The organism is Aeromonas sp. ASNIH5, from assembly GCF_002902865.1.
Classification (GTDB): Bacteria; Pseudomonadota; Gammaproteobacteria; order Enterobacterales; family Aeromonadaceae; genus Aeromonas; species Aeromonas caviae.
Genome location: NZ_CP026122.1, coordinates 3,506,386 through 3,532,061, shown reverse-complemented (window position 1 = coordinate 3,532,061; position 25,676 = coordinate 3,506,386). Strand labels below are relative to the sequence as shown.

Genomic DNA, 25,676 nt, shown 5'->3' with positions numbered 1-25,676 from the left:
AAGATGCCGGCTTCCTATGATGCGGATTCCGTCAATCAACGCCCACGAGAGGTTTATCATGCCCAGCCTGCTGCAGATCCATTTCAACTTCCCCGCCGAGATGATGGGACTGGCCCTCACTGCTGCGGCCATGCCGCTGGCCGACTCCATCACCCGGGAGCCGGGCTTCATCTCCAAGATCTGGACCGAGAACCCGCGCACCGGCGAGGCGGGCGGCATCTATCTGTTCGAGGATGAGGGGAGCGCCCTCGCCTACGCCACCATGCACGAGCAGCGGGTGCTCGCCATGGGCGCCAGCGCGGTGCAGTACAAGGTGTTCGACGTCAACGAGCCCCTCAGCCGCGTCACCAAGGGCATCGCCTAGTCCGAACGGGGCTCAGAACCTCAGGGTCAAGCCGATATTGGCCTGCCACTGGGTGATCAGCTCCCCTCGCACCCGAAAGGCGCAGATCTCGGGGTTGCAGAGAAACTGGCTGTCGTCGTTGACCAGGGCACCATAACCGCGCACCTCGGCCCGCACAGCCAGATGTTCGGTCAGGCGCGGCTGCACCCCGAGGGCCAGGGACATGGAAGGGGCCGTCTCGCTGTCGTAGGCATCGAAGCGGGTGACCCCTATCCCGGCACCGATATAGGGGGCCATCAGGTTGTCCGAGAGAGTCAGGGCCCCGGCAAACTGCAGGGTGTCCACCGTCAGCCTGTCGGGCAGTTCGGGGGACATCCGGGTCGACTGGTGGCTGTAGAGCAGTTCCACCATGCCGGGGTCATCCACCTCCCTGCTGATGAAGAGCCCCCAGCTGCCGGAGCGCTCCCCTTGCAGGGTGTCGATGTCGCTCCCGTGCGGCGTGGGGGCCGGCTCGTCCATGGCCCGAAAGTCGATGGCCGAGCTGTATCCCGCAAAGGGAGTCAGCTGCCAGCCCGTCGCCGGGGGCTCGGCTGCCCAGCCCGCCAGGGGCAGCAGCAGCCCAGGCACCATCCCCATCGCTCCTCTCATGTGCTCATCCTTTGGTGAAAAGACCTGCGCAAAGCATATCAGAGCGCCCGTCTCCCACACTGGACAGGCGCTGTACAAGCCTCATTGCCCCGCTCCCGATGGAAAAATCTGTGCTCCCCGGGGTTATTCATCCGGGATTAACCTCGGCCCCGTAAGCTGGCGGCGCCACAGCGGTGGCATCAACAAACGAGGATCTCAGGAATGGTTGCCGCGCAACTCAACGACCCCCAAAGCACGCTCTCCGATACCCTGAGGGCCACCGCCCACGCCATCGAGGAGAGCCACATCAGCCTGCGCCAGATGCTGGCCCTGGTGGGCGAGCAGGGCATGCTGCTGTTTTGCGTGCTGCTCACGGTTCCCTTCCTGCTGCCGGTTTCCATTCCCGGCGTCAGCACCCCCTTTGGCCTGCTGATCCTCTTCATCGGCATCGGCATTACCCTCAACCGGGTGCCCTGGCTGCCCGCCTTCCTGATGGAGCGCCGCTTCGCCGCCGAGCACCTCAAGCCGACCCTGCACAAGGGGGCGGATCTGCTGGCCCGCATCGACCGCTTCATCCGCCCGCGCCTGCTCATCCTGACCGGCAGCGTGACCATCAACCGCTGCAACGGCCTGCTCATCATGCTGGCCGCCCTGCTGCTGATGCTGCCGCTCGGCGCCATTCCCTTCACCAACGCCATGCCCGCCTGGGCCATCCTGCTGCTGGCCATCGGCATGTTGCAGCGGGACGGTCTCTTCGTCGCCCTCGGCTATGCTCTGGTCGCCGCCACCCTGGTCTGGTTCAGCGCCCTGGCCATCGGCCTGCTGATGGCGGGGCAGAATATCTCGACCCTGTTCGGCTGATCTGGCCCGGCCAAATGAAAGAGGGCGACCCCGGGTCGCCCTCTTTCCTGTTCACTGCGCCCCTCAGGGCGCCCCATCGTGGGCCACCCGGTTGCGCCCGCCCCGCTTGGCCCGATAGAGCCACTCGTCCGCCCGGGCCAGCACGGTGCCAAGATCCTCTCCCGGCCGGATCAGGGTGGTGCCCAGACTCACGGTCACGGGGGCGGGATCCGGCGCCATGGCCGCCACTGCGGCGCGGATCCGCTCCGCCACCTTCAGCAATATCCCCTCGTCGATCTGCGGCAGCAGGATCAGAAACTCCTCGCCACCGCTGCGCACGAAGAGATCCTCCCCCCGCAACTGGGCGGAGACGCACTCGCAGACCCGGCACAGGACCTTGTCACCGGTCTGGTGGCCGAAGCGATCGTTGATCTGCTTGAAGTGATCGAGATCCAGCATGATGAGGCCGGTGAGATGCTGCCCCTGCACCTTATGGTGATACTGGTCGAAGAAGAAGTGGCGGTTGTAGAGGCCGGTGAGCTGATCCGTCTCCCCGAGCCGCTTGAGCCGCTGTTGCAGCTCGTGCTGGCGGGTGATGCTGCGGGTCATCCAGGCCACCGCCCGCTTCCCCTCATATAAAGAGGGCAAGGGCGCTATCTTGCCCTCGAAACGCTGCATTCCCTGGGGCCCGGCGTCAGCGTCGATGCCGTCCACCTCGGCGGGGGAGAGGTCATACTCCACCACCTGCACCTGGCCGCTGGCGAGGGCCTGAGCCACCTGCGCCATCACCCACTGCGCCTTGTCCTCGGGCAGCACGTCCAGCAGTTGTCTGCCGATCAGCGGGTTGCCGTTCTGGTAGGACTGCTGCTCCATCCCGCCGATGTACTCGATGTAGTAGCCATCTTCGCTGAGGATGAAAACGGGATCCGGCAACTGGGCCATCACTTCGTAGAGTTGTGCCACTGAGAGCGCCATCCGAGCTCCTTGCTATCCGTGGGAGTGGGTCCCTGTACTCCTGTTATACAAGACTCATGGAGTATCGCACAGGGGCAGAAAGCTGCCTGCCGGGCGGGAAGGATGCGGTCGGTGACGTGCCCACCGGACAAGCCTCCGGCAAAGTGAATGGTAGCAATCGGGGATGCTGTCAGAACCAGGGTTGTCAGACAGTCAGGAAGGTTTTTTTGCCTTCAGGCAGTGCGACATGCCAACCCCTGTGACGTCAGGGGCGCCACAGGGGTATTCCCGCCCCCGGACAAGGGGGGCAGGGCCGGATCCCGGTCAAGAGGGATCCGGCGAGCCGACATCAGCGGGCAGCGGATCGACTGGCGTTCCAGAGCAGTTCGCCGCTCTTGAGATCCATCAGGCTCATGGCGAGCCGGCATCAGCGGGCAGCGGATCGGCTGGCGTTCCAGAGCAGTTCGCCGCTCTTGAGATCCATCAGGCTCATGGCGAGCCGGTAGCGGCCCCCTTCAGAGAGGAGATCCCCGTAGAGCATGTAACCCGCCCCGGTCTGGCGACCCAGGCGCACCAGGGAGGCGGGGTTCATGCCCCCCTGCTGGTATTCGAGCTGACCCGTGATGGCCGCCACCTGGCCCGGGTCTGCGAAACGAAAGCCGCTATTGGCCTGAATGCGCTGGATCATGGCCACCGCCAGGGGCTGGGTGCTGAAGGGCTCACCTGTACCGTTCTGGGGCGCCATCAGCAGCAGTACCGGGCTGCTGCCCGCCAGCGCCTGCACATCGGCGGCCTTCAGGAAGTCATCGGCCAGGGCGACCGCCAGCCCCGTCGGTGCCACGGGTTTGGGAGCAGGCACCGGCTCGGCCTTGTCAGGCTCGGCCACGGGTTTCTCTGGTTTGGTCACCGGCTTGTCCGGCTCGCCGACCGGCGCAGGCGTCCCCCCATAGGGATTGACCGCACATCCGCCCAGCAGCAGGGCACCCACCATCAACAAGGAACGCAGCTTCATCTTTTCTCTCCGCCAGAAGTGTGCAAGGCGCACTTCGTCCATCATCCACTTTGACGGAGCCAGACTCCGCCGCCCCTCCATGCTAGAGACAAACCCGCCCCGGGTCGATGCGCACATGGGCAGGGGGCGACAGAGACTGGCGAAGCGGAGGGCACAAAAGGGTGGCAAGGCTCCACCCGATTCCGTTAGGGTAGCCAGAGCCCAGACCCCAGAGGAGCCCCCATGCACGGACCCGATCCCGCCAACCCCCACCCCATGAACGGCTTCCCCCAGGTGTGCTTTATCAAGAACACCATCAAGGGACCCAATATCGAGGTGGGTGACTACACCTATTACGACGATCCGGAGGATGCGGCGGGCTTCGAGCGCAACGTCCTCTACCACTTCCCCTTCATCGGCGACAAGCTCATCATCGGCAAGTTCTGCGCCATCGCCCGCGGGGTGAAGTTCATCATGAACGGCGCCATCATCGCCGCCCGCTCCGTGGTCACCGGCGATGTGCCCGCCTACGCCGTGGTCGGCGGCAACCCCGCCAAGGTGATCCGCTATCGCTTTGACGACGACACCATCGCCCGTTTGGGCGCCCTCGCCTGGTGGGACTGGCCGGTGGAGCGGATCAGCCGGAATTTGCAGTTGATCGGTGGCGGGGAAATGGACGAGTTGGAGAGGGCGGGGTGATGGCTGCCCACCTGAAGGCATCGGGAGAACCTCCCCCTACAGCCCTGGAGAGCACGGAGCCATCACCAGAGCAGTGCGTTACAAGGAATTTAAAACAATCAGGTCCCACTGGAGTTATCAACATGACCACACCCGCTTTCACTGTCGTCCACTCAACACCGCCCGTCGAAACCTATCGCTATCTTCGAACCGCAGCCGGGCTCAGCCCAAAGACGCTTGAGGCCGCAGAGCGTGGTCTGCCCAATACGCTGTTTGCCGTCCAGGTGTTTTGCGGCCAGACCGCCATCGGCATGGGCCGCATCATCGGAGATGGCGGGACATTTTATCAAGTGGTTGATATTGCAGTGCTACCTGAATATCAGGGTCAAGGGGTAGGCAAAAAGATCATGACGGAGATCGCCGACTATATCGCCCGCGAGGTACCGGAGTCAGGCTATGTCAGCTTGCTGGCAGATGGGGAGGCTTACCGACTCTATCAACAATTCGGTTTCTCGCTCACGGCGCCTGCCAGTCTTGGTATGGGGCTTAAGCGGATTGCCGCCGAAAAGTCCTGACCAATCAATCACCGTCATACCCAGGACTGTCATGTTGGGATATCCGCCTTCTTGTCTGCCCGGTGACACAGGTCAGCCCGCAGGTGACACTGAACAGCCGCGGACAGATAGCCGTGCAGGAAGCCATCCCCCAGCCATCATCAAACAGGAAGCACCATGCAACTCACCCCACCCCAACCGCCTCAGGACGATGAGATCGAAGCGCTGCGCATTGGTCTCTCGGGCTACAACAAGGATCACGCCGGCACCCATCTGCGCGAGCGGATCGCCAGCTTTATCAAGGATGAAGAGGGCAAGGTACAGGGCGGTATCATCGCCGACATCAAGTGGGGCTGGCTGCACGTCGACTGGCTCTGGATCGACGAACGCATCCGCCGCGACGGCTGGGGCGGCCGCCTGCTCGGCGCCATGGAGCAGTACGCCCAAAGCAAGGGCATCACCAACTACCATCTGGAAACCACCAGTTTTCAGGCCCTCCCCTTCTACCAGAAGCAGGGTTACGAGGTCTTTGGCCAGCTGCCCGATATGCCGCCGGGGCATGTCAGTTATTTCCTGAGGAAGATGACGCAATGAGCCCCCCCTCCAATAATGCAGACTTGTCACCTAGAAATTGGTGGGCGTCAAAATCTATGGATCGAATGCGGAGCGCTGCCCCCCACGATAAAAACGGAGTTCTGTGACAGATTATTATTTACATGTGTTTCAATGCTGTAAATATAGTCATATTATCACAGTCATATTTATCTCCTGAGAAAAAACAATGAAAATACAAATACAAAAATTCAAGAAGATTGATGAAGCAACAATTACATTGGCACCTATAAATATCTTTATAGGTGCCAATAATTCAGGTAAAAGCAGTTTTATACAAGGCATCCAATTTGCGGTCTCAAGCTGCCAGACTCTGAAGCTGAAAGGATCCAGTTGGTCAAGAACAGCTCTTCGAACACTATCACTAGATTCCAGCGAGTACCTTTACACCCCAACAAAAAACATCGAATACTTATATCATGGTAGAAAACTCACTGGGGCCAAAACAAGAGATGCACAAAAATCTATAGAATTTATATTCTCAGATACACATAATGCTTCTCTCAGTATATCTAAAGGGAAAAATGGTGGATTCACTACCAAGTTGCAAGGAAAAGAACTGGGTGAATTACTTTGTGATATAAACTCACCTTACTGTGTTTACATTCCTGGTTTAGCGGGCATACCCATCCATGAGAAATATGAAGTCCCTATAGCAGTTAAAAAGTCTGCAACTCGGGGTGACAGCAATAATTACCTAAGGAATGTATTATTACATATATATAAGCAAGAAGAAAGATGGGGGCAATTTCTATCATCTGTCAATAATATATACCCTAACACAGAAATAACTATTCTATTTGATGAGCATGTTTCAGAGTTCATTGAGGTTAAAGTTTTAAAGGAAAATGTCGAACTTCCTCTTGATTCTGTAGGTAATGGTCTTCTACAGGTCATTCAAATATTTGCATATATTGAGTACTTTTCTCCAAAAATAATATTACTGGATGAGCCAGATGCTCATATACATCCGACTAAGCAAAAACTTCTTGCCGAAGAACTAGTTAAGAAGTCAACGATAAATACAGACCTAAAAGTTATTTTTTCCACTCACTCTAGATACATACTCGACGCCCTTGAGGATAAGGCCCAAGTCGTACACTTCCAAGATGGAAAAGTAAGCTCCAATATAAAGAGCAGCAAGATACTCGTTGATATCGGAGCAATTGATGCTGACTATCTGTTCTCAAAAAGAAATTTAAAATATGTTGTCGTCACTGAAGACCGCGTTGAAGGTGTGCTTGAAAAAAAGAATTACCTAAAAAACTTCTTACTTTCTAATGGACTCCAAGAAGATGAATTCGTTCTCCACTCTTATGAAAGTTGTACCAAAGTAGATTTCGCCAAAATTTTACAAGGATTTGTACAAAAGCAAATACCAACAGTTAAAGTAATTCTTCATTTGGATAGAGACCAGAAGATAGATAGCGACCATGAAATTATTAAACTCAGGGCAGACTGTAAAGCCAAGGATATTATCCTTTTTGTCACAGAGTACCAAGAAATTGAATCATACTTCTGTAAGCCAGAACATATAAGTAGTGTTTATGATGTTAGCTTAGATACCTCCACCATTATTTATAACAAGTTAACTGACGAGCTTGAATCTGAAACCAAGAGAAAACTAACTAATTTCATTCTTAGGGACCGACCAGATAAAGGGTTTAACAAAAACAATCAAACGGACATTGCAGTTGTGGAAAAAGTGGTCAATGAATGGTACGAGGACTATAAGCATCAGCTCACTCCGGGTAAAGAGTTACTGGGTAAAATAAAGTCATACATTCAAAATGAATTACATGAAAAACCAAATAATCTAATTTCAACATCTGCAGGACTTTCTTCAGAGTATTTCAGAAGTTTAATTATAGAACTAAATAACTGATCCCAATAGTGCTACACCTTCGCTGTGCCATAGCCATTCCCCGGGAAAGGAGACACGGTATCCATGAAGTGTTTCACTCGGGCCAGCAGGTTTGCCATCCCTCTGCATTGATGATTGCGCGTGATGGTTTCATGTAACTTGTGCCATAGCCGTTCTATGTGATTAACCCAAGGGCTGTAAACTGGCTGGAACACCAGGCAGAACTTGGGATTCTTCTTCAACCATCGCTCGGTCTGTTTGCTTTTGTGAATGATGTAGTTATCGAGGATCAACGTGATGGTTTTGGCTCGTCGGTAGTGGTGGCGCAGCTTTTCCAGCATGGCAATAAACAGCGATGAGTTTTTCTTGATCCCGCTGACGTAAAGTACCCTTCCGTTGCCTGCGTGGAGAACGCCTGCCAGATAATGCTTGGCATTCTGCCCCGGTGTGACAACCCGCTTTTGCTGCGCTCTGAACATCCAGTCGGCTCCTAATTTGGGATTGAGGTCTATATCGACTTCATCCTCATAAAACACCGGATTATCGGCATCACAGCGGGCCAGCGCGGCGTCGATATTCGCCATTTTTTCCTGATAGGCTGGGTCTTTTATCCGCAAGGTCGGCACGGGCCTGCGCCAGACAATGCCCATACGAGGTAACCATCGGCGGAGCGTGGAGGCTGCCACATTGAGCCCTGTTAACCGATTGATTTTTATAGCCAATAGTTCAGTACACCAACGGCTGCGCTGATAACCAAAATCTTGCGGAGAAAACTGCATGAGCAGCACCAGTAAGGTGACAATCTTGGCGATAGGTAAGACTGGGGCACGGCCAGCCGGTAAGGCTTCTAGCGCATCTATGCCTTCATCTCGATACCACCGAAGCCAACGACCGATGGTCGAGCGCGCAGCGCCGGTAAGGTGATGAACATCGGTGATCGTGCGTCCTTCATGTAACAGCAAGATGGCCATCAAGCGACGAGCATGTCCTTTATCACGGGTGGCATGGATGATTTTGTGAATGCGGCGCCGTTGTGGTCGTGGCAGAGGTGGTAGGATAGGCATCAACTCAGTCCTTTGGGTGTGGCTTGTTTTGTTTAGCGACTAATCAGATCGCACAAACTGGACTGAGTTCCCTTCCTCCGGTGATCTACTATTCGGAACAGCTATTTAGGACCTGTCAGTACAAATGACCAAGATGCAATTTTTGAAGACTTGGCTTAACAAAAGTTAATATCATCAAGGGGGAATCAACAACATGAATTGCACCGCTGGCCGTTACAAGATCACTCATTATCGGTGCAATGCGCGCCGCTTATCGCACCCTACGACTACCCCCTGAGGTTATGGTGGGCACGGTTTTGGTTCCCCCTCCAATCCGCCGAGGGGAAGGGGCAAGGTCAGGAGCGCCATCAGGGATGATGGCGCAGACGCAGCCGGCACAGGGATGTGCCGTCTGCGGCGGTCCGTCCGACCTTACACCTGACCCGAGGGCAACCGCGTAGCGGTCGGGTTGGCGGGGGAGAAGACCTTTGGTGACTTTGGGTCTTTCCAAAGTCACTCGCCAAAGCCCGAAGGGCGGGCGAAACCCCGTCGAGGCCAGCGGCCTCGCGTCCTGCACGGCGAAGCCGTGCCACCACACAACGGCCCCTGCCGCCAACACCATACCTCGGAACGGACGATTACGCCTACCGGCTAATCGACCCTACGATTGCACGGTGCGGCCGTGCCTGCTCGCCACAGGCACGGAGTCTGGCTGGACGCCGGGATGCCACCGGCAAAGGGGCGTGGCCGCCCCTATCGGCCCAGGAAGGGCTCCCAGTCCTTGAACACCGGCTGCAACCCTGCCAGCCGCACGGCGGCGGCCACTTCCCCCACCGGGCGGTCGTCGTGGATGGCGAACTGCTCCAGCTCCTCTTTATCCCCCTCGGCATAGCCACCCGGCTGGGTGCGCGACTCGGCCGACATCTGGGTGATGCCAAGGCGCACTGCGCCGTTGCGAAAGGTGGCGGACTCGCGGGTCGAGAGGGACAAGTCCAGCGTGGGCGAGAAGAGGCGCCAGGCGCAGATAAGCTGGGCCAGCTGGCGATCCGACATGACCACGGCAGGCTCCAGCCCGCCGGTGCAGGGGCGCAGGCGCGGGAAGGAGAGCGAGTAGCGGCTCTGCCAGTGGTGGCGCTCAAGCCAGGCGAGGTGCTCGGCGACGAAGTAGCTGTCGGCACGCCAGTCCGCAGAGAGACCGATGAGCGCCCCCAGCCCTATCTTGTCGATACCGGCGCGGCCGAGCCGATCCGGCGTGGCGAGGCGCCATGCGATGTCCTGCTTGTTGCCGCGCAGGTGGTGGCGGGCATAGGTGGGGGCGTGGTAGGTCTCCTGATAGACCATGACCGAATCGAGGCCGAGGGTTTTCAGCTCGGCGTACTCGGCTTGCGAGAGGGGCTGCACCTCCATCCCCACCGTGCTGAAGTGACGGCGGATGATGGGCAACACCTGCCGAAAATAGGCGAGCCCCACCTTGTGCTCGTGCTCGCCGGTCACCAGCAGCACGCTGTCAAAACCGCGCGCCTTGATGGCCAGACACTCGCGCTCAATCTCCTCTGCATTCAGGGTCTTGCGCTTGAGGCGGTTGCTCATGGAGAAGCCGCAGTAGGTGCAGTCGTTGGCACAGAGGTTCGACAGATAGAGGGGCACATAGAAGCCGATGGTGTTGCCAAAGCGCTGGCGGGTCAGGCGCTCGGCCTCGGCTGCCATCTGCGGCAAATACGCCTCGGCGGCCGGGGAGATCAGCGCCATAAAGTCGGCCAGGGTGCGGCGGGAGGTAGTCAGCGCCCGCTCTACATCGGCGGCGGTCTTGGCGCGGATCTGCATGCCGATATCGTCCCACTCCAGCTCCTGCCATCTATCGAGAAAACTCTCCGACTTTCTCTCAACCCCCTCCCGGCCTCCCCCTTCACAAGGGGGAGGTGTTAATCCGCCCCCCCGATCTCCTACTTCACAAGAGGGCGAAGTCGACACTCCCTCCCCTGGCAAGGGGAGGGTCGGGGTGGGGTCATTGGCATGCTGACTCATAACGCCCCCAGAAAATCGGTAAGCGGGCTGGAGGCTTGCGCCTGCAGGGCGCGGGCGCCGAGACCGGCTTCATAGGCACTGCGCCCGGCGGTGCAGGCCAGCGCAAAGGCGCGGCCCATGGCGATCGGGTCGCCGCTCACCGCGATGGCGGTGTTGACCAGCACGGCATCGGCGCCGAGCTCAAAGGCGGCGGCGGCGTGGCTCGGCGCACCGATCCCCGCATCCACCACGACCGGCACATTGGCCTGCTCGACGATGATGGAGAGAAACTCCCGGGTCACCAGCCCCTGATTGGAACCGATGGGCGCACCGAGCGGCATCACGGCGGCGCAGCCCACCTCTTCGAGCCGTTTGCACAGCACGGGGTCGGCGCCGCAGTAGGGCAGCACCACAAAGCCCTCTTTCACCAGCTGCTCGGCGGCTTTCAGCGTCTCGATGGGATCGGGCAGCAGGTAGCGCGGATCGGGGTGGATCTCGAGCTTGAGCCAGTTCGTCCCCAGCGCCTCGCGGGCGAGGTGGGCGGCAAATACCGCCTCGGCGGCGGTCTTGGCCCCCGAGGTGTTGGGCAGCAGCTTGACCCCGAGTTGCCGAAGGGGCGTGAGGATATCGTCGTGGGCCTTGCCCGGTTCGAGCCGCTTGATGGCCATGGTCACCAGCTGGGAGCCACTTGCCTCGATGGCGGCGGCCATCAGTTCCGGGCGGGCAAACTTGCCGGTGCCGGTGAAGAGGCGCGAAGAGAAGGTGTGATCGGCAATCTTGAGCATGTCAGCCTCCGGCCACTGCGATAAGAAGAGATGAGGCCCCGCCGCAAGGCAGAGCGCGCGAAGATGGGACTGCGAGCATCATGGATCAGCCTCCCGCGATGGCGGTGAAGAGGTGGAGTTCGTCCCCGTCATTGAGACGGGTCTCGGCCCAGCGGCCACGGGGCAGCACGGCACCGTTGAGGGCCACCGCTACCCCCTGAGGGGAAATCTCCTGCACCGCCAGCAGCTCAGTCAGGCGCTGGCCGGTGGGCAGCGTCAGCTCGATATCGTTCAATCGGATCTTCATGGTTAATTCTCCAGGGCCGCGTGGGTGCTGCCGCAGACCGGGCAATCGGGGTCGGGAGCCAGCGTGAGGGTCTGCCACTGATGGGTCAACGCATCGAAGCGGCGCAATGTGCCCGCCACCGGGCTCGGCATCCCGAGCAGCATTTTCAGTGCCTCCAGCGCCTGCAAAGAGCCCATCACCCCGACCAGCGGGCCGGTGACACCGCTGGTCTCGCAGCTCTGGCTCACCTTGGTATCCAACGGATAAAGGCAGGCGTAGCAGGCGTGATCGCTGCTGGTGCGCACCATCAGCTGCCCCTGCCAGCCCACTGCGGCGGCACAGACCCAGGGCTTGCCCTGGGCCACGCAGGCGGCGTTGATGGCCTGGCGGGTGGCGAGGTTGTCGCAGCAGTCGATCACCAGATCCACCTCGGTCACAAACTCCGGCAGGCTGGCGGCATCGAGTCGCTGATTGATGGCAATCAGCTCCACCAGCGGGTTGTGGGCGGCCAAGCGCTCGCGGGCCAGCTCCGCCTTGGAGTGGTTGACCGCCTCGCTATCGAACAGGATCTGGCGCGGCAGATTGCTGGAGTCCACCGTATCGCCATCGGCCAGCCACAAAGTGCCCACCCCGGCCCCGGCCAGATAGAGGGCGAGCGGCGAGCCGAGCCCGCCGAGGCCCACGATCAGCACGGATTTATCCTTGAGCCGTGCCTGACCGGCTTCCCCCACTTCCGCCAGCATCAGCTGGCGGCCGTATCGCAGATACTCTTTGTCACTAAGAGAAGCGGCATCAGAGCGCATGTTCTGCCTCCCGTATCACGCAGGCCGAGCGCGGTTCATCCCCCGCCCCCACGGCGGCGAGCAGCCGCTCGGTCGCCCCCTGCCAGTCATCGCTTGCCGTGATGGCCGAGACCAGCGCAATGCTGCCGACCCCGCTTGCCTTGACCGCCGCCACCCGCTCCTCGCTGATGCCGCCGATGGCCACCGTGGGCCACTGCGCCATCAGGGCGCGGTAGTGGTGCAGCCGCGCCAGCCCCTGGGGGCGCGAAGGCATCGCCTTGGTGTTGGTCGGGAAGATATGGCCGAGCGCGATATAGGAGGGGGCCAGCTCGCGGGCCCGCATCAGCTCGAAGTAGCCGTGGGTGGAGATGCCAAGGCGCAGCCCGGCCGCCTGAATGGCGGCGAGATCGGCGGTCTCCATATCCTCCTGCCCCAGGTGCACGCCCCAGGCACCCGCCTCGATGGCCTGCTGCCAGTAGTCGTTGATAAAGAGCCGCGCCCCATGGCGGCGACCGAGCGCTACCGCATCACGAATGGCCGGCGCCACCTCTGTGGCGGGCAGATTCTTGATCCGCAGCTGGATGGTCTTGACCCCGGCCCCCAGCAGGCGTTTGAGCCACTTGACCGAGTCCACCACCGGATAGAGGCCGAGGTTGTGTTCGGTCGGCGCGAAGGGGCCCTGCGGCAGACGGGCGCTGCTCGCTTCATACAATCCAAAGCGGCGATCGAGCGGTGAGCCCGCCAGCACGGCACGGGGGAAGTGGGCAAGATCGGCAGGCCAGCCGAGATGGGCGATGGGCCCCGGGCCTGCGCCCACCCCTTGCGCCGCCGCCAAGCCCTGTTGCAGGTAGGCCCGCGCCAGGGTGATGGCGTCCTCCACCGGATAGTCCTGCGCCACCACGGCGGCGATGGCGCTGGCGTAAGCGCAACCGGTGCCGTGACCGTGGCGGGTATCGAGGCGCGGCGCGGCGAGCCAGAATTCGCAGCTCTCGTCCTGGTAGTAGTCGAGGCAGAGATCCCCGCCCCATTCAAGGTGGCCCCCCTTGACCAGCACGGCGCGAGCGCCGAGTTCGCGCAGCCGCCGGGCGGCGAGGCGCACCAGCTCGGGACTGGTGGCGGGCAGGCCGGTCAGGGCTTCCAGCTCGGGACCGTTGGGGGTGATGAGGGACAAACGGGGCAGCAGGTGCTCGCGCACCGCCACCAGCATGCCGGGCTCCGCCATGGGGGTGCCGGTGCTGGCGATGGCCACCGGGTCGTAGACCACGAAGGGAGCCTCGACGGTCGACAACCTGCGTGCCAGCACCTCCACATGCAGCCGGGTCGGCAGCAGGCCGATCTTGATGGCGGCGGGTGGCAGATCCAGCCCCAGGGCATCGATCTGGGCGGCGAAGGTCTGCATCAGCACGGGGTCGACCATCTTCACCGCCACCGAGTTCTGGGCGGTGATGGCAGAGATGACCGAGCAGCCGTGCACGCCGAGGTCATGCATTGTGTGCAAGTCGGCCTGAATGCCGGCCCCGCCGCCGGAGTCAGACCCGGCGATGGTCCAGACCACGGGGCGGGCCTGCGTCACAGGCGACAGGTCGGCGGGGCTGACAGCCCCGCGCTCGCTGCTCACGCCTCCTCCCCTGCGGCCTGCTTCAGGGTCGCCGCCTGATGGTAGATCTCGCCGCCGGTCTCCTTGAAGGTTTCCGCCATGCGGGCCATGCCGCTCTCCACCTCGGCCACCACCCGCTCCTGCTGACCGTCCATGCCGACCAGCTTGATCTCCACGGCTTCCAGTTTCGCCGCATAATCGCGCACGTCCTGGGTGATCTTCATGGAGCAGAACTTGGGCCCGCACATGGAGCAGAAGTGGGCCACTTTGCCGGACTCCTGAGGCAGGGTCTCGTCGTGGTAGGCGCGGGCGGTGTCGGGATCCAGGGCCAGGTTGAATTGATCCTCCCAGCGGAACTCGAAGCGCGCCTTGGACATGGCGTTGTCGCGGATCTGGGCGCCCGGGTGGCCCTTGGCCAGATCGGCGGCGTGGGCGGCGATCTTGTAGGTAATGAGCCCCTGCTTCACGTCCTCCTTGTTGGGCAGGCCCAGGTGTTCCTTGGGGGTCACGTAGCAGAGCATGGCGCAGCCGTACCAGCCGATGAGCGCGGCGCCGATGCCGGAGGTGAAGTGATCGTAACCCGGGGCGATGTCGGTGGTGAGCGGGCCCAGGGTATAGAAGGGCGCCTCGTGGCAGTGCTCGAGCTGCTCGGTCATGTTGCGCTCGATCATGTGCATGGGCACGTGGCCGGGGCCCTCGATCATCACCTGCACGTCGTACTCCCACGCAATTTTGGTGAGCTCGCCCAGAGTGCGCAGCTCGGCGAACTGGGCCTCATCGTTGGCGTCATAGACGGAGCCCGGACGCAGACCGTCACCCAGCGACAAGCTCACGTCGTAGGCGGCGCAGATCTCGCAGATCTCGCGGAAGTGCTCGTAGAGGAAGTTCTCCTTGTGGTGCGACAGGCACCACTTGGCCATGATGCTGCCGCCGCGGGAGACGATGCCGGTGAGGCGCTTGGCGGTCATGGGCACGAAACGCAGCAAGACGCCGGCGTGGATGGTGAAGTAGTCCACCCCCTGCTCGGCTTGTTCGAGCAGGGTGTCGCGGAACAGCTCCCAGGTGAGGTCTTCGGCAATGCCGTTGGTCTTCTCCAGCGCCTGGTAGATGGGCACTGTACCGATGGGGACCGGACTGTTGCGCAGGATCCACTCACGGGTCTCGTGGATATAGCGGCCGGTGGAGAGATCCATCACGGTGTCGGCGCCCCAGCGGGTGGACCACACCAGCTTCTCCACTTCCTCTTCGATGCTGGAAGTGACCGCCGAGTTGCCGATGTTGGCGTTGATCTTCACCAGGAAGTTGCGGCCGATGATCATGGGCTCCGCTTCCGGGTGGTTGATGTTGCTGGGGATGATGGCGCGACCGGCGGCCACCTCATCGCGCACGAACTCGGGGGTGATGTTCTGGGGCAGTCTGGCGCCAAAGCCCTGACCCGGATGCTGGGTGCGCAGGAGCTCGGAGCGCACTCGCTCGCGGCCCATGTTCTCGCGGATGGCGATAAATTCCATCTCGGGGGTGACGATGCCTTGGCGGGCATAGTGCAGCTGGGTGACCCGGCGGCCCGGCTTGGCACGGCGGGCCTTATGTTGCGAAGAGTGCAGATGCTCGAAGCGCAGGTGATCCAGCCCCTCGTCCGCCAGCCGCTCCTGAGTGAAGGTGGAGCTCAGCCCGTCCAGCGCGTCGGTGTCAGCACGCTCCAGCACCCAGGCTTCGCGCAGGCGCGGCAGACCACGGCGCACGTCGATGGGGGCGGCCTCTTCCCCATAGGGGCCCGAGGTATCGTAAACCGGCACCGGCTCGTTGGGCTCGAACTGGGGAGCCTCCTTGGTGCCGCCGACGAAGGTGTCGGCCAGCTGGATCTCCCGCAGGGGCACCCGGATATCGGCGCGGGAGCCTTCGATAAAGATGCGGCGGGAGTTGGGGTGAGCCATCCCTTTCAAGTTGTCGATAAAGGTCTGGGCGCTGGAGCGCTGCTCGCGGCGGCTGGATTTGGTGGTATCAGATACATTGGTAGACATAGCAAAACTCACATTAACTGGTTGAAGTTATGGGTGTTTGCTTGTCTGGAGTTCGAGGAGAAGATGAACTTGCGGCGGGGTGTGCTCGGGGGAGTGAGTCGGGCATGGATCTTCCCTGCTCTGCCGTCCCGGTGTTTCCCTGGTCTGGAAACCCGGCGCCCTAAGGACAGCCGGACGGGACAACCTCCCCCTGTGCGCCTGTGCCAGCCAGAGGCGGTCTGCCTCTGGCTGGCGGGAAGGTGTGCCTTCCCCGGCGCGGTAACCCGCAAGTTACCCTTGTTTCCCTTCGCAGGTCTTAACCTGATCAGGTTCCACGGATCCCGAATTAACGGTCTCAGCTTAGCGTCGTTCGACGGTCAGCACTCCGACAAGATGTGCGCCAGTATAAGTGGGGAAATTTAAAGTACAAGCCATTAACAAGGGGAAAGGGAGAGAGGTCTCACTCTTCGGCGTCGAGGGGATCCTCGGGGTCGGGAATGAGGATATCGGTGAGGCGGCCCTCTTCATCCCGGCTCAGCACCAGGCGGCGACCCGGTTGCAGATCGGCGGCGCTGCCGTTGATCCAGCGAGTGTCAGCATCAAACACCAGCACGCCGAGTTCCTGTAGCAGCAATGCCTGCTGATTGTGGGTGAGCAGTCGATCCTCCGCCCGCCGCCAACTGGCCCCGAGCGCCGGATCCGGCGCCCCGTCGAGCACCCGGATCGTCTCGGCGACGCCGTAGCGGCTCTGGATCGCGAGGTGCATGCCGGGCACGAGCCCGTCCGGCTGCGCCACGCCGTGCAGTTCGGCACTGCCGAGCTCCAGCTCAGCCCCCTGGAATTGCAGGCGCACCCCGTCGTTGTGCTCCAGCTCCACCAGCCAGAGCTCGGCGTCGTCGGCAAAGGTGCAGAAGGGCAACAGCAGCAGGCAGAGTGCGGTTCGGGTCATGGCAGGCGGTCCGGGGTCACGGGGTGAGGTTTAACTATGGCCCCGGACGGGCAATTTTTCCCGGTCCGCACTGACCGGTCAGTCATCCTCCCGGCACTGGCTCAGGCGCATGCCGTCAAACTTGCACTCCAGCTCCAGCCAGCGTCCCTCGAACGGGGAGAGGCTCCCATCCGAGGTGATATAACCCCAGATCCGTCCCCCTTCCACCGGCCCTTCGAGCTCCATCTCGTCCTCCTCCTCCAGCGCCTCCACCTCGCGAACGAGCCGCCGCGCCCCTGCCGCCGTCTCCTGCACGACCCCTTCCAGATCGACCCAGGTCCCGCCGAGATCGTCCTCATCCAGGCCATCCTTGAAGCGGGTGCGCTCATCGATCACGAAGGGAATGCCATTGACCATCAACTGGCCAAGCTGCCAGGTGGTGCGGCCCGTGAGCTTGAACTCGGCCGCCTGCACCAGACCAAAAGGCAATAGAATCAATAACCAGAAGGCGCAGAGAGACTTCTTCATCGGGGATCCTCGGGGTTACACTGGCACACAGGATGACCCATCCGGTGTGAAATGGCCGTGAAATATCGGCACAGACCAGGAGATCAGAGCATGAAAATACTGGTGGTGGAAGACAGTCCCCAGGTGGCGGAGACCATCATGGACTATCTGGCGCTGGCCGGGCACAGGGTGGATTGCGCCTATCATGGCCAGGCCGCGCTGCAACTGCTGGCCCAGGAGCGCTTCGACGTCATCATCATGGACGTCATGATGCCGCGCCTCGACGGCCTGCGTACCGTGGAGCGGCTGCGTGCGGACGGCATCGCGACCCCGGTGCTCTTTCTCACCGCCCGTGACAGCCTGGAGGACAAGCTGGCAGGCTTTCGGGCGGGGGGCGACGACTATCTGGTCAAGCCGTTCGCCATGGAGGAGCTGGAGGTGCGCCTGGAGGCCCTCAGCCTGCGTGGCCCCAGAGGGGACATGGGCGTCCTCGGCTTTGGCGATCTGACGGTGGATCCCGCCAGCGGCCGCGCCACCCGCGCCGGGGTGGAGCTCAAGCTCGGCAAGATCCCGTTCCAAATCCTCACCCTGCTGGTGAAGCGCGCGCCCCAGCTGGTGACGCGCCAGGAGGTGCTCGACACCGTCTGGGGCGACGAGGAGCCCGACTCCGACGCACTGCGCAGCCACATCTATGCCCTGCGCAATGTCCTCGACAAGCCCTTCCCCACCCCCATGCTGGAGACCCTGCACGGCCAGGGCTACCGGCTGGTGACCCCATGACGAACCCGACGCCGCCCCTTGCCTCCGGCCTGCCGAGCCTGCGCCGGCGCCTGGTGCTGGCGCTGGGAGGGGCCGGTCTGCTGCTGCTGGTGATCCTGAGCCTGCTGATGGTGGTGGCCGAGAACAAGATGGAGGAGCTGAGCCTGCGCCACTGGCTGGAGGCGGAGGCAACCCGCTATGACGACGACTGGTTGCGCCTCGGGATGGCGGCCCCCGCCCCCAGCCCCCGCCAGTTCTCCAGCTACTGGACAGAGGCGGGCCGCCTGCCCGCCTGGCTCAAGGCCTACCAGAGCCCAGGCTTCTTCGAGCATCAGCTGGGCCGGGAGGACAAGCACTTCCTGGTACGCGCCCACCCCTCGGGTCAGGGGCTGCTCTATCTGGTGTTCAACGACGATGCGGACGACTACCTCGACCCTTACGAAGCCAAGCTGCATCTGGTGACCCGCCTCATCGGCCTGGCCCTGCTGCTGGGGAGCCTCGCCTTCGGCATCTGGCTGGTGCGTCACATCACCAGGCCGCTGGAGCGGCTGCGCCAGCGGGTCGCCCACCTCACCCCGGATCAGGGGGACTTCGTGCCCGATGCCCCCTGGCAGGAGCTGCGAGAGATAGAGCAGGCGCTGCTGGCGGGCAAGCACGAGGTAGCCGCCGTGTTTGCCCGTGAACAGGAGTTCAGCCGCTTTGCCAGCCACGAGCTGCGCACCCCCAACATGGTGATCCAGGGATCCGCGGCCCTGCTCGGCAAGGTGAATGACCTGCCCGCCCCGGCAGCCCGCGCCGTCAGCCGCATCCGCGCCGCCGCCGACGAGATGGCCCTGCTCACCGAAACCTTCCTGCTGCTGGGACGCAAGGAGGCCGTGGAGCGCCCGCCCCAGCAGGTGGCGCCGCTCATTCGCCGGGAACTGACCCGCCTCGCCCCCCTGCTGCAACGGGAGACGCTGGACATTCGCCTGCAACTGGACGAGGAGAGCGAGGTGAAGGCCCCCCTCTCCCTGCTCGCCATCGCCCTCGGCAACCTCTTGAAAAACGCCCTGAGCTACGCCGAGGGGCACATCGAGATCACCCTGCATGAGCAGCTGCTCACCATCAGCAACCCCACCGCCGCCGCGCCGGATCAGATCCTCGGCTACGGCTGCGGTCTCACCATCATCCAGCGCATCTGCGAGAAGCTGGGCTGGCAGATTGAGACCCACCTGGTGGATGGGGTCTTCAGCGCCCGGCTGGTGATGATCCCCGGCGCCCCCGGGGCGGTATAACCCCCTCATCCCCGGCCCTTCTCTCCGGCTGTTCAACACAGTGGGAGAAGGGAGACACTTCCCGGCAAGCCCGCAGCCTTCCAGCCCACCCTCCAGATAGCAACAAGGCGCCCGAGGGCGCCCTGTGTTTACCTGTCTGACACTCGTTTGGGGCTCATTCCGCCGGCTTGTGCTTGCGGCTCGCCTTGAGCTCGAGGAACTCGATGATCTTGCCCGCCACGTCCTTGCCGGAGGCAGCTTCCACCCCCTGCAGGCCGGGGGAGGAGTTCACCTCCAGCACCAGCGGGCCGCGGGCGCTACGCAGAATATCCACCCCGGCCACGTCCAGCCCCATGATCTTGGCGGCCTGCACGGCGGTGGCACGCTCTTCCGGCGTGATCTTGATGGCTTCGGCGGTGCCGCCCCGGTGCAGGTTGGAGCGAAACTCCCCCGGCTGGGCCTGGCGGCGCATGGCGGCCACCACCTTGCCGTTGACCACCAGGCAGCGGATATCGGCGCCGTTGGCCTCGCGGATGTACTCCTGCACCAGGATGTTGTTGTTGGTCTGGATAAAGGCCTCGATGACGCTCTCGGCGGCCTTCTGGGTCTCGCACAGCACCACGCCAATCCCCTGGGTGCCCTCCAACAGCTTCACCACCAGGGGGGCGCCCCCCACCATGGTGATGAGATCCGGTACGTCGTGGGTGCTGTGGGCATAGCCGGTCACCGGCAGGCCGATGCCATGGCGGGAGAGCAGCTGCATGGCACGCAGCTTGTCCCGGGAACGAGAGATGGCCACCGAGCTGTTGAGGGCCATGGTGCTCATCATCTCGAACTGGCGCAGCACGGCGGTGCCATAGAAGGTGATGCTGGCACCGATGCGCGGGATCACGGCGTCATAGCTCTCCAGCTCCCGTCCTTCGTAATGGATGGAGGGGCTGTGGGAGGCGATGTTCATGTAGCAGCGCAGGGTGTCGAGCACCTCGACCTGGTGCCCACGGGCCCGGGCCACCTCGACCAGACGGCGGGTGGAGTAGTTGTTGGGCTCACGGGATAAAATGGCAATATTCATGGAAATGGCAGACCTGATAATCGGACTGGAGAGTATAAGGTGCCATGAACGACTGGCAACGCCAATCCTTTCCCCTCACCATGCGCGGTTCTGCAAGAACGGGCAAAACCCGAGAGTGCCGCACTCAAGACGGACCAAAGCCAGAGAGCGTTCTGCAAGACAGCGCCAGCCACCAGCCCTCATGCCGGATGGCGCCAGCGACGTCAATGGGGGCCGCGCAGCCCTTGCTGCAACTCAAGCAGCAGGGCGACCTCCTGCAAACGGCGCGCCGTGGTGCCGGCCCAGCCTCCCAAAGGCACGGGGGCCAGCAGGGTCTGGGCGATGCAGTGGCGATAGAGGGGCCCCTCATGTTGCCAGCCCCGCATCCCGTCGACGTCGTGATGGTGCAGCCACTCCAGGTTGCCGCGGCGAAGCAGTTCGATGCGCCGCCCGCCCTTAAGGTGCAGGCAAAGCCCCTTCTTCTCCACCCCGGGACCTGCATACTTGTCGAGCCAGAGGGTCAGGGGCACCCCTGCCGCCTCGCCACGCAGGCAGGCTCGCCCCTCGGCGCTCTCCAGATCCCCGCGCCGGATGGGCTGCCCCAGCCGGTCGCAGACGCCCTCCGCGATCAGGTGCAGGCGGTCGTCCCCACCCAGGGCCACCAGCAGTTCCCGGATCATCGCCAGCAGATGGGTGCCGATGTCGAGGATGACACCGTCCGGGTGGCGCAACAGCCGCCGATCCGGCTCGCCGGTGGCGAAGTTGAGGGCATAGGGATGCCCCGCCTCGTCCAGGCCGCAGGGTTCCAGCAAAAAGCCCTCCACCGCGCTGATATCGGCGAGGGTGGCCAGTCCGACCCCGGCGCAGCCTGGTTCCCGAGGCTGCCAGCCTTCATCCAGTTTGCCGCTCAGCAGCAACTGCTGGACGGCATTGCGGGCCATCCAGTGATCCAGCGCCAGCACCCTGGCCGCGACCTCGGGGTCCGCCAGCAGGGCGTGCAGGCGATCGTGCTGGGCCAGGGTGGCCACCACGGGTTTCTCCACCAGGATGAGGGGAATGGCGCTGGCCAGTGCCTGTTCCAGCACGGGCAGATGCAGCAGGGAAGGCGTGGCGATCACCAGCCGATCCAGGGGTTCGGCCAGCAGGGCTTCCAGGGTCGGGGCAGACATGACGCCGGGCAGGGTGATGGCGGGATCAAAACCCCATATCTCGGTATTTTCCGCCAGGGCGGCAAGTGCAGGCAGATAGGCTGTCTGCACCACGGCCCCCAGACCGACAAATCCAATCTTCATGGCAACCTCGATATGGCGTGCGTACCCGGCGCCTGCCCCGCACCGCGTGAGGCGGGGCAGACGGGGATCAATGCAGGTTGGGCCCCAGCCAGCGTTCGGCCTCTGCCAGGGTCATCCCCTTGCGCATGGCATAGTCTTCCACCTGATCCTGCTGGATCTGGGCCACGGCGAAATACTTGCTCTCGGGGTGGGAGAAGTACCAGCCCGACACCGCTGCCCCCGGCCACATGGCGTAGGACTCGGTGAGCTGCATGCCGATGGCCTGCTCCACGTCCAGCAGCTCCCAGATGCTCCCCTTCTCGGTGTGCTCCGGGCAGGCCGGGTAGCCCGGCGCCGGACGTATCCCCTGGTAATTTTCGCGAATCAGTTCCTCGTTGCTGAGCGCCTCGTCCGGGGCATAGCCCCAGTGCACTTTGCGCACCTGCTCGTGGAGGTATTCGGCAAAGGCCTCGGCGAGGCGATCGCACACCGCCTGGATGAGAATGGCGTTGTAGTCGTCGTGGTCCGCCTTGTAGGCCTTGGCGATGGCCTCCTCGCCGATGCCGCCGGTCACCGCGAAGGCACCGATCCAGTCGGGCTTGCCGCTCTCTTTCGGCGCCACATAGTCCGCCAGACAGTAGTTGGGGAAGCCCTGCTTCTCGCTCTGCTGGCGCAGGTGGTGCAGCACCTTGCGCACCTGGGTGCGGGTCTCGTCGGTGTAGACCTCGATGCTGTCCCCCACGGCGTTGGCGGGGAACAGGCCGACGATGCCGGCGCAGCGCACGCTCTGATCCTTCTCCAGCTGGTCCAGCATGGCGTTGGCGTCGGCGTAGAGGCGCGTCGCCTCCTCCCCCACGACTTCATCCTCCAGAATGCGGGGGAACTTGCCCGCCAGCTCCCAGCTGAGGAAAAACGGCGTCCAGTCGATGTAGGGGCGCAGCACCGAGATGGGCACGTTTTCGAACTTCTGTACGCCGGGCTCCCGGGGCGCCGGGGGCTCATAGCCCACCCAGTCCAGCTGATGGCGGTTGGCCCGGGCATGGGCCAGGCTGACCGGCTTGGAGCGCGGCTGCTTGCGGGCATGCTGATCCCGGGCAATCTCGTACTCCTTGTCGATGCGGGCGACGAAGGCGGGCTTGAGCTCCGGGCTCAGCAGGCTCTGGGCCACCCCCACGGCGCGGGAGGCGTTGGAGACATAGACCACGGGCTCGGAGTAGTTCTGCTCTATCTTCACCGCGGTGTGGGCCTTGGAAGTGGTGGCACCGCCGATGAGCAGCGGCAGCTTGAACCCCTGACGCTCCATCTCCTTTGCTACGTGCACCATCTCGTCCAGGGACGGAGTGATGAGGCCCGACAGGCCGATGATGTCGGCGTTCACTTCCCGGGCCGTCTTGAGGATGGTCTCGCAGGAGACCATGACCCCGAGATCCACGATCTCGAAGTTGTTGCACTGGAGCACCACCCCGACGATGTTCTTGCCGATGTCGTGCACGTCGCCCTTGACGGTGGCCAGCACGATTTTGCCGTTGCTGGAGCCGCCGGACTTCTCCGCCTCGATGTAAGGCTGCAGGTAGGCCACCGCCCGCTTCATCACCCGGGCCGACTTCACCACCTGGGGCAGGAACATCTTGCCGGCGCCGAACAGATCGCCCACCACGTTCATGCCGTCCATCAGCGGCCCCTCGATGACGTGCAGCGGCTTCTCGGCCTGGGCGCGTGCCTCCTCGGTATCCTCCTCGATGAAATCAGTGATCCCCTTGACCAGGGCGTGTTCGAGCCGCTTGCCCACCGGCCAGCTGCGCCACTCCTGATCCCGCGGATCCTCCGCCTGGGCACCCGCGCCGCGATACTTCTCTGCGATGGCCAGCAGCGCCTCGGTGGCGTTGTCGTTGAGGTTCAGCACCACCGCCTCGACCTTCTCTTTGAGCTCGGCCGGGATGTCTTCGTAGATGGCAAGCTGGCCCGCGTTGACGATCCCCATGTCCATGCCGTTCCTGATGGCGTGGTAGAGGAAGACAGCGTGGATGGCTTCGCGCACCGGCTCGTTGCCCCTAAACGAGAAGGAGACGTTGGAGACGCCGCCGGAGATCATGGCGTGGGGCAGGTGCTCCTTGATGTCCTTCACCGCCTCGATGAAGTCCACCGCGTAGTTGTTGTGCTCGTCGATGCCGGTCGCCACCGCGAAGATGTTGGGGTCGAAGATGATGTCTTCCGGCGGGAAGCCGACGCGGTCCACCAGAATGCGGTAGGCGCGCTGGCAGATCTCGAACTTGCGGGCCCGGGTGTCGGCCTGGCCCACCTCGTCGAACGCCATGACGATGACGGCGGCGCCGTAGCGGCGCAGCAGTTTCGCCTGCTCGATGAATTTGTCCTCCCCCTCCTTCATGGAGATGGAGTTGACCACCGGCTTGCCCTGCACGCACTTGAGGCCCGCCTCCAGCACCTCCCACTTGGAGGAGTCGATCATCACCGGCACCCGGGCGATGTCCGGTTCCCCGGCGATGAGGTTCAGGAAGCGCACCATGGCCGCCTCGGCATCCAGCATCCCCTCATCCATGTTGATGTCGATGATCTGGGCGCCGCTCTCTACCTGCTGCTTGGCGACGTCGAGGGCCTCGTCGTAGAGCCCCTCCTTGATCAGCCGCTTGAATTTGGCCGAACCGGTGACATTGGTGCGCTCCCCCACGTTCACGAACATGGATTCGGGGGTGATGATGAGGGGCTCGAGGCCCGACAGGCGGCAGGCTACCGGCAGATCCGGCAGGACGCGCGGCTTGATGCCCGCCACGGCGTCCGCCATGGCGCGAATATGGGTCGGGGTGGTGCCGCAGCAGCCGCCGACCAGATTGAGAAAGCCGCTTTGGGCCCACTCGCGGATATGCTCGGCCATCTCGACAGCATCGAGGTCGTACTCGCCAAACGCGTTGGGCAGGCCCGCGTTGGGGTGGGCGCTGACATGGGTCTCGCTGATGCGCGACAGCTCCTCCACGTACTGGCGCAGCTCATCCGGCCCCAGCGCGCAGTTGAGACCGAAGGAGACCGGTTTGACGTGGCGCAGCGAATGGTAGAAGGCCTCGGTGGTCTGGCCCGAGAGAGTACGACCGGAGGCGTCCGTGATGGTGCCGGAGATCATCACCGGCAGGCTGTAACCCAGCTCCTCGAACACCAGGTCCACCGCGAAGGCGGCCGCCTTGGCGTTGAGGGTGTCGAAGATGGTCTCGATCAGGATGATGTCGGCACCGCCCTCGATCAGGGCGTGGGTCGATTCGGTGTAGGCGGCCACCAGCTCGTCATAGGTGACGTTGCGCTTGCCCGGATCGTTCACGTCCGGCGAGATGGAGGCGGTACGGTTGGTGGGGCCCAGAACCCCTGCCACAAAGCGCGGTTTCGCCGGGTCCTTGGCGGTCCACTCGTCCGCCACGGCGCGGGCCAGGCGGGCCGCCTCCCGGTTTATCTCGGCCGAGAGCGCTTCCATCTCGTAGTCCGCCATGGCGATGCGGGTGGCGTTGAAGGTGTTGGTCTCGAGGATGTCGGCCCCGGCGGCACAATACTGGTCGTGGATCTCGCGAATGACGGCGGGACGGCTCAACACCAGCAGGTCGTTGTTGCCCTTGATGTCGGTATGCCAGTCGGCAAACCGCTCCCCCCGATAGTCCGCCTCACCGAGTTTGTAACCCTGGATCATGGTGCCCATGGCCCCGTCGATGATCAGGATCCGCTCCTTGAGACAGGCTTCCAGCCTGGCTGTGACATCCGCTTTCTTGTTCGACTCTCTGCTCGACACCGCTCGTACCCCTTACATCCATGCAACTGCGTGATGCCCATCCTAGCAGCAATCAAATTAAATGGAAATCTAGCCGTCTATCTGTCCGTGATGACGATTAAATATAACCATAAATAGGTAATGAGCATGATCTAACCCGGGAGTACCCTATGCCCGTCCTCAAGAGGGATACGTGCTTGCTGTT

General features: G+C 62.4%; 23 protein-coding genes and 1 riboswitch. Of the genes, 8 read left to right on the top strand and 15 right to left on the bottom strand.

All coding sequences use genetic code 11. The annotated features are described in order from the left end of the window. The first annotated feature begins 58 nt into the window (after positions 1 to 58). Positions 59 to 364 carry a monooxygenase gene (locus C2U30_RS16575; RefSeq protein WP_103244722.1) on the top strand — a complete coding sequence of 102 codons (306 nt, stop codon included), beginning with the start codon at positions 59 to 61 and terminating at the stop codon, positions 362 to 364. Between the two features lie 12 nt (positions 365 to 376). Here C2U30_RS16575 and C2U30_RS16570 read toward each other — a convergent pair whose 3' ends face one another. Next, on the bottom strand, positions 377 to 991 hold the full coding sequence (locus tag C2U30_RS16570; RefSeq protein ID WP_103244138.1) for an outer membrane beta-barrel protein: 615 nt from the start codon (positions 989 to 991) through the stop codon (positions 377 to 379). Positions 992 to 1,192: 201 nt separating this feature from the next. Here C2U30_RS16570 and C2U30_RS16565 point away from each other — a divergent pair, with 201 nt between their 5' ends. Next, positions 1,193 to 1,831 carry an exopolysaccharide biosynthesis protein gene (locus C2U30_RS16565; RefSeq protein WP_010672675.1) on the top strand — a complete coding sequence of 213 codons (639 nt, stop codon included), beginning with the start codon at positions 1,193 to 1,195 and terminating at the stop codon, positions 1,829 to 1,831. Positions 1,832 to 1,894: 63 nt separating this feature from the next. Here C2U30_RS16565 and C2U30_RS16560 read toward each other — a convergent pair whose 3' ends face one another. Further along, the gene (locus C2U30_RS16560; protein ID WP_041214332.1) at positions 1,895 to 2,785 is read right to left on the bottom strand and encodes a sensor domain-containing diguanylate cyclase; all 891 of its coding nucleotides are present in this window, start codon (positions 2,783 to 2,785) and stop codon (positions 1,895 to 1,897) included. A 406-nt stretch (positions 2,786 to 3,191) separates the two neighbouring features. Then, positions 3,192 to 3,776: a hypothetical protein gene (locus C2U30_RS16555; RefSeq protein ID WP_010672673.1), complete on the bottom strand. Its 585-nt coding sequence runs from the start codon at positions 3,774 to 3,776 to the stop codon at positions 3,192 to 3,194. A gap of 222 nt (positions 3,777 to 3,998) precedes the next feature. Between C2U30_RS16555 and C2U30_RS16550 the strand changes: the two genes are divergently transcribed. The 4 genes from C2U30_RS16550 (at position 3,999) to C2U30_RS16535 (ending at position 7,484) form a co-directional block, all read left to right on the top strand. Continuing rightward, positions 3,999 to 4,454 (top strand): CatB-related O-acetyltransferase, encoded by a 456-nt coding sequence (locus C2U30_RS16550; protein ID WP_103244137.1) that lies wholly within the window; start codon positions 3,999 to 4,001, stop codon positions 4,452 to 4,454. Between the two features lie 122 nt (positions 4,455 to 4,576). Continuing rightward, the gene (locus C2U30_RS16545) at positions 4,577 to 5,008 is read left to right on the top strand and encodes a GNAT family N-acetyltransferase (RefSeq protein ID WP_041997343.1); all 432 of its coding nucleotides are present in this window, start codon (positions 4,577 to 4,579) and stop codon (positions 5,006 to 5,008) included. A gap of 156 nt (positions 5,009 to 5,164) precedes the next feature. Beyond that, positions 5,165 to 5,581, top strand: a complete 417-nt coding sequence (locus C2U30_RS16540; RefSeq protein WP_103244136.1) for a GNAT family N-acetyltransferase — start codon at positions 5,165 to 5,167, stop codon at positions 5,579 to 5,581. Between the two features lie 187 nt (positions 5,582 to 5,768). Beyond that, positions 5,769 to 7,484 carry an ATP-dependent nuclease gene (locus tag C2U30_RS16535; RefSeq protein ID WP_103244135.1) on the top strand — a complete coding sequence of 572 codons (1,716 nt, stop codon included), beginning with the start codon at positions 5,769 to 5,771 and terminating at the stop codon, positions 7,482 to 7,484. Positions 7,485 to 7,495: 11 nt separating this feature from the next. Here C2U30_RS16535 and C2U30_RS16530 read toward each other — a convergent pair whose 3' ends face one another. From C2U30_RS16530 to C2U30_RS16490, 9 genes are all read right to left on the bottom strand, one after another. Continuing rightward, positions 7,496 to 8,527 (bottom strand): IS630-like element ISAhy2 family transposase, encoded by a 1,032-nt coding sequence (locus C2U30_RS16530; RefSeq protein WP_001809438.1) that lies wholly within the window; start codon positions 8,525 to 8,527, stop codon positions 7,496 to 7,498. A 732-nt stretch (positions 8,528 to 9,259) separates the two neighbouring features. Beyond that, on the bottom strand, positions 9,260 to 10,531 hold the full coding sequence (gene thiH / locus C2U30_RS16525; protein WP_103244134.1) for a 2-iminoacetate synthase ThiH: 1,272 nt from the start codon (positions 10,529 to 10,531) through the stop codon (positions 9,260 to 9,262). Then, a complete protein-coding gene (locus C2U30_RS16520) occupies positions 10,528 to 11,295 on the bottom strand; it encodes a thiazole synthase (RefSeq protein ID WP_052815867.1) in 768 nt (255 codons plus the stop codon). Before C2U30_RS16520 ends, thiH begins: the two co-directional genes overlap by 4 nt. Positions 11,296 to 11,380: 85 nt before the next feature. Then, positions 11,381 to 11,581 (bottom strand): sulfur carrier protein ThiS, encoded by a 201-nt coding sequence (gene thiS / locus C2U30_RS16515; RefSeq protein ID WP_010672666.1) that lies wholly within the window; start codon positions 11,579 to 11,581, stop codon positions 11,381 to 11,383. 2 nt (positions 11,582 to 11,583) lie between these two features. Then, the gene (locus C2U30_RS16510; RefSeq protein ID WP_103244133.1) at positions 11,584 to 12,363 is read right to left on the bottom strand and encodes a HesA/MoeB/ThiF family protein; all 780 of its coding nucleotides are present in this window, start codon (positions 12,361 to 12,363) and stop codon (positions 11,584 to 11,586) included. After that, complete coding sequence (gene thiE, locus C2U30_RS16505; protein WP_103244132.1) at positions 12,353 to 13,960, bottom strand: thiamine phosphate synthase; 1,608 nt, start codon at positions 13,958 to 13,960, stop codon at positions 12,353 to 12,355. The genes C2U30_RS16510 and thiE overlap by 11 nt, the downstream gene beginning before the upstream one ends. After that, positions 13,957 to 15,960, bottom strand: coding sequence for a phosphomethylpyrimidine synthase ThiC (thiC, locus tag C2U30_RS16500; protein ID WP_103244131.1), 2,004 nt, complete (start codon positions 15,958 to 15,960; stop codon positions 13,957 to 13,959). The genes thiE and thiC overlap by 4 nt, the downstream gene beginning before the upstream one ends. Before the next feature lie 263 nt (positions 15,961 to 16,223). Next, a riboswitch (TPP riboswitch) is annotated at positions 16,224 to 16,337 on the bottom strand. Between the two features lie 62 nt (positions 16,338 to 16,399). Continuing rightward, positions 16,400 to 16,888 (bottom strand): hypothetical protein, encoded by a 489-nt coding sequence (locus C2U30_RS16495; RefSeq protein WP_103244130.1) that lies wholly within the window; start codon positions 16,886 to 16,888, stop codon positions 16,400 to 16,402. Between the two features lie 78 nt (positions 16,889 to 16,966). Beyond that, a complete protein-coding gene (locus C2U30_RS16490; RefSeq protein WP_103244129.1) occupies positions 16,967 to 17,395 on the bottom strand; it encodes a hypothetical protein in 429 nt (142 codons plus the stop codon). A 90-nt stretch (positions 17,396 to 17,485) separates the two neighbouring features. On the opposite strand from C2U30_RS16490, the gene C2U30_RS16485 reads away from it, so the two are divergent. Both C2U30_RS16485 and C2U30_RS16480 read left to right on the top strand, forming a co-directional pair. Then, entirely contained in the window at positions 17,486 to 18,154 is a 669-nt protein-coding gene (locus tag C2U30_RS16485; protein ID WP_042864554.1) for a response regulator transcription factor, read from the top strand. Then, positions 18,151 to 19,407, top strand: a complete 1,257-nt coding sequence (locus tag C2U30_RS16480) for a sensor histidine kinase (RefSeq protein ID WP_103244128.1) — start codon at positions 18,151 to 18,153, stop codon at positions 19,405 to 19,407. The genes C2U30_RS16485 and C2U30_RS16480 overlap by 4 nt, the downstream gene beginning before the upstream one ends. A 154-nt stretch (positions 19,408 to 19,561) precedes the next feature. Here the strand turns inward: C2U30_RS16480 and rimK are convergent, their stop codons facing one another. The 3 genes from rimK to metH form a co-directional block, all read right to left on the bottom strand. After that, positions 19,562 to 20,458 (bottom strand): 30S ribosomal protein S6--L-glutamate ligase, encoded by an 897-nt coding sequence (gene rimK, locus C2U30_RS16475; protein WP_010672657.1) that lies wholly within the window; start codon positions 20,456 to 20,458, stop codon positions 19,562 to 19,564. A gap of 203 nt (positions 20,459 to 20,661) precedes the next feature. Next, entirely contained in the window at positions 20,662 to 21,729 is a 1,068-nt protein-coding gene (locus C2U30_RS16470) for a Gfo/Idh/MocA family oxidoreductase (RefSeq protein WP_103244127.1), read from the bottom strand. A 67-nt stretch (positions 21,730 to 21,796) separates the two neighbouring features. Then, a complete protein-coding gene (gene metH / locus C2U30_RS16465) occupies positions 21,797 to 25,492 on the bottom strand; it encodes a methionine synthase (protein ID WP_103244126.1) in 3,696 nt (1,231 codons plus the stop codon). Positions 25,493 to 25,676 lie beyond the last annotated feature (184 nt).

Coding starts and splice junctions, on each gene's coding strand:
- C2U30_RS16575 (WP_103244722.1), top strand. CDS start 59: ATGCCCAGCCTGCTGCAGATCCATTTCAACTTCCCCGCCGAGATGATG.
- C2U30_RS16570 (WP_103244138.1), bottom strand. CDS start 991: ATGAGAGGAGCGATGGGGATGGTGCCTGGGCTGCTGCTGCCCCTGGCG.
- C2U30_RS16565 (WP_010672675.1), top strand. CDS start 1,193: ATGGTTGCCGCGCAACTCAACGACCCCCAAAGCACGCTCTCCGATACC.
- C2U30_RS16560 (WP_041214332.1), bottom strand. CDS start 2,785: ATGGCGCTCTCAGTGGCACAACTCTACGAAGTGATGGCCCAGTTGCCG.
- C2U30_RS16555 (WP_010672673.1), bottom strand. CDS start 3,776: ATGAAGCTGCGTTCCTTGTTGATGGTGGGTGCCCTGCTGCTGGGCGGA.
- C2U30_RS16550 (WP_103244137.1), top strand. CDS start 3,999: ATGCACGGACCCGATCCCGCCAACCCCCACCCCATGAACGGCTTCCCC.
- C2U30_RS16545 (WP_041997343.1), top strand. CDS start 4,577: ATGACCACACCCGCTTTCACTGTCGTCCACTCAACACCGCCCGTCGAA.
- C2U30_RS16540 (WP_103244136.1), top strand. CDS start 5,165: ATGCAACTCACCCCACCCCAACCGCCTCAGGACGATGAGATCGAAGCG.
- C2U30_RS16535 (WP_103244135.1), top strand. CDS start 5,769: ATGAAAATACAAATACAAAAATTCAAGAAGATTGATGAAGCAACAATT.
- C2U30_RS16530 (WP_001809438.1), bottom strand. CDS start 8,527: ATGCCTATCCTACCACCTCTGCCACGACCACAACGGCGCCGCATTCAC.
- thiH (WP_103244134.1), bottom strand. CDS start 10,531: ATGAGTCAGCATGCCAATGACCCCACCCCGACCCTCCCCTTGCCAGGG.
- C2U30_RS16520 (WP_052815867.1), bottom strand. CDS start 11,295: ATGCTCAAGATTGCCGATCACACCTTCTCTTCGCGCCTCTTCACCGGC.
- thiS (WP_010672666.1), bottom strand. CDS start 11,581: ATGAAGATCCGATTGAACGATATCGAGCTGACGCTGCCCACCGGCCAG.
- C2U30_RS16510 (WP_103244133.1), bottom strand. CDS start 12,363: ATGCGCTCTGATGCCGCTTCTCTTAGTGACAAAGAGTATCTGCGATAC.
- thiC (WP_103244131.1), bottom strand. CDS start 15,960: ATGTCTACCAATGTATCTGATACCACCAAATCCAGCCGCCGCGAGCAG.
- C2U30_RS16495 (WP_103244130.1), bottom strand. CDS start 16,888: ATGACCCGAACCGCACTCTGCCTGCTGCTGTTGCCCTTCTGCACCTTT.
- C2U30_RS16490 (WP_103244129.1), bottom strand. CDS start 17,395: ATGAAGAAGTCTCTCTGCGCCTTCTGGTTATTGATTCTATTGCCTTTT.
- C2U30_RS16485 (WP_042864554.1), top strand. CDS start 17,486: ATGAAAATACTGGTGGTGGAAGACAGTCCCCAGGTGGCGGAGACCATC.
- C2U30_RS16480 (WP_103244128.1), top strand. CDS start 18,151: ATGACGAACCCGACGCCGCCCCTTGCCTCCGGCCTGCCGAGCCTGCGC.
- rimK (WP_010672657.1), bottom strand. CDS start 20,458: ATGAATATTGCCATTTTATCCCGTGAGCCCAACAACTACTCCACCCGC.
- C2U30_RS16470 (WP_103244127.1), bottom strand. CDS start 21,729: ATGAAGATTGGATTTGTCGGTCTGGGGGCCGTGGTGCAGACAGCCTAT.